Raw genomic sequence first — 3,729 nt, 5'->3', positions numbered from 1 at the left:
CAGCGGCGGTGCAGCAGCGGCGGCCCGTGGCGGTGCCGCGACCGCGGGCCGGGCATCCACCGCCTACAACCTCGGCGCGGCCGGAGAGTCTGGCTTTTCCGGTATCGCATCCGGGCTCGGCGGTATCATGAACGCTGGCGCCCAGGGCGCCATCTCACCACTGAAGCGCGCCGCCAATAATGCGGCAGGCAGCATGAAGCACAGCTACCAGTCGGGCGCTCGCGCTGCCTTCGACACGACGGGCGGGTCATCCACCGCTGGCACAATCGGCGCTAACGCCGCCGAAGCCGCCTCCGCTCCCGCCGCGTCCTCCGCCACCGAGAACCAGCCCGCCTGGGCGAAGCGCATGAAGCGCTCGCAACAGATGACCCATGGCGTCCAGGCCGCCGCCCACGCTGTTCGCAGTGGTGACAGCCATGGCGGCGGCTCCTCGATCAACCTCTCTGAAAGAGACTAGGCATGTTCAAACGACCGTCCACGCACTATGGCAAATCCCCGCAACCCGAGACGCCCTACCAACGTGCTGCCCAGGTCTGGGACGAGCGCATCGGTTCCGCTCGCGTGCAGGCGCGCAACTGGCGTTACATGGCCTTCGGTTGCCTGGCGCTCGCCGCCGGGTTCTCAGCCGCGCTCGTCTGGCAATCCGCCAACGGCTCGATCGTGCCCTGGGTGGTGCAGGTCGATCGTCTCGGCCAAGCGCAGGCTGTTGGGCCTGCGGTCGGCGGCTATCAGCCGAACGATCCACAGATCGCCTTCTACCTGGCGCACTTCATCGAACAGGTGAGGTCGATCCCCGCCGATCCGGTCATCGTGCGGCAGAACTGGCTGCGCGCCTATGACTTCGCGACGCAGGGCGGGGCGCTGGCTCTCAACGACTATGCGGCCGCCAATGACCCGTTCACCAAGGTCGGCAAACAACAGGTCGCCGTCGACGTGTCGTCGGTCATCCGCGCATCGCCGGCGAGCTTCCGCATCGCCTGGGTCGAACGCCGCTATCAGGATGGTTCACTCGCTGCCACGGAACGCTGGTCCGCCATTCTCACCATTGTCGTGCAGCCCCCGCGCGACGCCGACGCGCTGAGGAAGAACCCGCTTGGCATCTACATCAACGCCATCAACTGGTCGAAGGAGCTTGGACAATGACGCCCGCATCCTGCAAATCCGCCCCAAGGGGGTGTCCGGCTTTCGTCATTCGCGCAATCCCGGCGTTCCGGAGGACAGCCTTTCCAGCACTTCTGCTTTTGACCTCGGCGCTTGCGGGCTGTGCCATTAGGCAAAAGCCGCCGGAGATCTCCTATGACGATCCGATCCCGGCCGTGCAGGCCGTCGATCCGCCCCCGCCCGTCAAGGTGGTGGAGCTGTCCAAACCGCTGCCGCTTCCCGGCCAGTTGAAGCCGGTCGGCAAGGACGCAAAGCCCGAGCCGGAACCGACCGATCCCACCGCGCGCGTGAACCTGGCCAACGCAGCAGCGCGCGTCCAGCCTGTGCGCAACGGCTTCATCAACTCGATGCAGGTCTATCCCTTCGTCGATGGCGCGCTCTATCAGGTCTATGCCTCGCCGGGGCAGATCACCGACATTGCACTCCAGCCCGGCGAGCAGCTCGTTGGCTCCGGCCCCGTCGCCGCCGGCGACACCGTGCGCTGGATCATCGGCGACACCGAGAGCGGTGCGGGCGGAGCCAAGCAGGTCCACATCCTCGTCAAGCCGACGCGGGCCGAACTCATAACCAATCTCGTCATCAATACCGATCGGCGCACCTATCACGTGGAACTGCGCTCGACGGCGTCGACCTATATGGCATCGGTCTCCTGGCAATACCCGCAGGACCAACTCATTGCCTTGCGCCGTCAGAACCAGGAGGCCGAGGCTGCACAGCCGGTCTCGACGGGTATCGATCTCGCACGTGTGAATTTCCGCTATCAGGTGACAGGCGATCGCGCACCGTGGCGGCCATTGCGCGCCTTCGACGATGGCAAGCAGGTGTTCATCGAGTTCCCGCGAGGCATCGGCCAGGGCGAGATGCCGCCACTCTTCGTGGTCGGGCCGGAAGGCGACACGTCGGAGCTGGTGAACTATCGCGTGCGCGGCAACTACATGATCGTCGATCGGCTGTTTGCCGCCGCCGAGTTGCGCTTCGGCGCCGGCAAGAACCAGAAGCGCGTCCGCGTCTCCCGCACCGATGGGGTGAACAGCAGTCGATTTTCATGGATGCGTGGCCCTGGTGAGACACCAAAAGCGACGAACCTCCGAACAGACAGGGGAGGGTCGCCATCGTGAGCAACCGACTGGATCCCAGGAAGGAAGAAGGCCGGGGCCCGGCGAATGACGCCCGGCCGGAGACACCGGCCGAGGATGACGCCCGGCCGTTGACAGGCGAGCCGGCCGCGGCCATGCGGCTACGCGCCGAGCCGCCGCGCGTGACGCGTCTGTCTCGCAAGGCGCTGGCCGCATTGGGGCTTGCCGCAAGCCTCGCTGTCGGCGGTGCGCTGATTTATGCGCTGCAAAACCGTCAGCAAGACCAGGGGCAGGAGCTGTATTCAACCGATAATCGTTCGACACCCGATGGGCTTGCCGGCCTGCCGAAGGACTATGCCGGCGTTCCGAAGCTTGGCCCACCGCTTCCCGGCGATCTCGGCCGCCCAATCCTCGCCGCGCAAAATGGCGGCCCCGCGCCATCGACCGGCCTCGTCGGACCGGACCCTGAGCAGCAGCGCCGGGAGCAGGAGCTGGAAGCGGCGAGGACCGCGCGTCTGTTCGCGTCCACGCAAACACGGCCCGCCAGTGACGCGACTGCCGCTCGAGCCGCGACAGACGCCATGCCCCAGACCGACCTCGCCAGCCTTGGCCTCGCGCCTCAGCCAGCGGCGCCCTCGGGGCAGGACCGGCAGCGCGCGTTCCTCGATCAGCCGCCGGACAAGCGTACCGTCTCGCCTGACCGCGTCGCGCCGCCGGCGTCGAAGAATGTCCTGCAGGCGGGCGCCGTCATCGCTGCCGCCCTCATCACCGGCATTCGTTCCGATCTGCCGGGCCAGATTACCGCGCAGGTTACGGAGAATGTCTATGACAGCCCCACCGGCCACATCCTTCTCGTTCCGCAGGGCGCGCGCCTCGTCGGCCAGTATGACAATGGTGTCGGCTTCGGCCAGCGTCGCGTGTTGCTGGTCTGGACCAGGCTGATTTTTCCTGACGGGCGCTCCATCGTTCTGGAACGTGAGCCCGGCGCGGACGCCGAGGGCTATGCTGGCCTCGAGGATGGCGTCGACTATCACTGGGGCGAGCTGTTCAAGGCTGCAGCACTTTCCACGGTTCTGAGCATCGGTGCGCAGGCAGGCTCATCGGGCCAGGAGAGCGACATCATCCGCGCTCTGCGCCAGGGTGCTTCCGACAGCATCAGCCAAACAGGCCAGCAGATCGTCCAGCGGCAGCTCAACATAGCGCCGACGCTCACCATCCGGCCGGGATTCCCGGTACGCGTCATCGTCACGCGCGATCTCGTGCTCGAACCTTATGGAGGATGAAAATGGCCACGTTGAAACTGGGGCCAATCGCCGACGACAAACCTGTCAAGGTCATGGTGGAACTCCCCGCCTCACTGCATCGCGATTTGACCGCTTATGCCGAGATACTCGGCCGAGACGCGGGGCAGCGGCCCGCCGAAGCGCCGCGCCTCATCGTCGCGATGTTGGAGCGGTTCATTGCGACGGATCGAGGCTTCTCCAGGGCAAAG

4 protein-coding genes and 1 pseudogene are annotated in these 3,729 nt (G+C 66.2%); all 5 read left to right on the top strand.

Annotated features, from left to right (window positions below):
- Positions 1-457 (top strand): annotated as a pseudogene (locus MESS2_RS27890) (P-type conjugative transfer protein TrbL); the annotation flags it as partial.
- A 2-nt stretch (positions 458-459) separates the two neighbouring features.
- Positions 460-1,143 (top strand): conjugal transfer protein TrbF, encoded by a 684-nt coding sequence (gene trbF, locus MESS2_RS27885; RefSeq protein WP_008877954.1) that lies wholly within the window; start codon positions 460-462, stop codon positions 1,141-1,143.
- On the top strand, positions 1,140-2,279 hold the full coding sequence (gene trbG / locus MESS2_RS27880; RefSeq protein WP_083918708.1) for a P-type conjugative transfer protein TrbG: 1,140 nt from the start codon (positions 1,140-1,142) through the stop codon (positions 2,277-2,279). The genes trbF and trbG overlap by 4 nt, the downstream gene beginning before the upstream one ends.
- Positions 2,276-3,520 carry a TraB/TrbI/VirB10 family type IV secretion system protein gene (locus MESS2_RS27875; RefSeq protein WP_008877951.1) on the top strand — a complete coding sequence of 415 codons (1,245 nt, stop codon included), beginning with the start codon at positions 2,276-2,278 and terminating at the stop codon, positions 3,518-3,520. Before trbG ends, MESS2_RS27875 begins: the two co-directional genes overlap by 4 nt.
- Before the next feature lie 2 nt (positions 3,521-3,522).
- Positions 3,523-3,729 (top strand): DUF2274 domain-containing protein (locus tag MESS2_RS27870; protein ID WP_040594167.1); only part of this gene is annotated, 207 nt, incomplete at its 3' end.

Source organism: Mesorhizobium metallidurans STM 2683 (assembly GCF_000350085.1).
Taxonomy (GTDB): domain Bacteria; phylum Pseudomonadota; class Alphaproteobacteria; order Rhizobiales; family Rhizobiaceae; genus Mesorhizobium; species Mesorhizobium metallidurans.
Note: the sequence above shows the minus strand (reverse complement) of the source record. Positions and strands in the feature narration are given on the sequence as shown.

Excerpts from the sequence above, each read along its gene's own strand:
- trbF (WP_008877954.1), top strand. The coding sequence starts at position 460 with ATGTTCAAACGACCGTCCACGCACTATGGCAAATCCCCGCAACCCGAG.
- trbG (WP_083918708.1), top strand. The coding sequence starts at position 1,140 with ATGACGCCCGCATCCTGCAAATCCGCCCCAAGGGGGTGTCCGGCTTTC.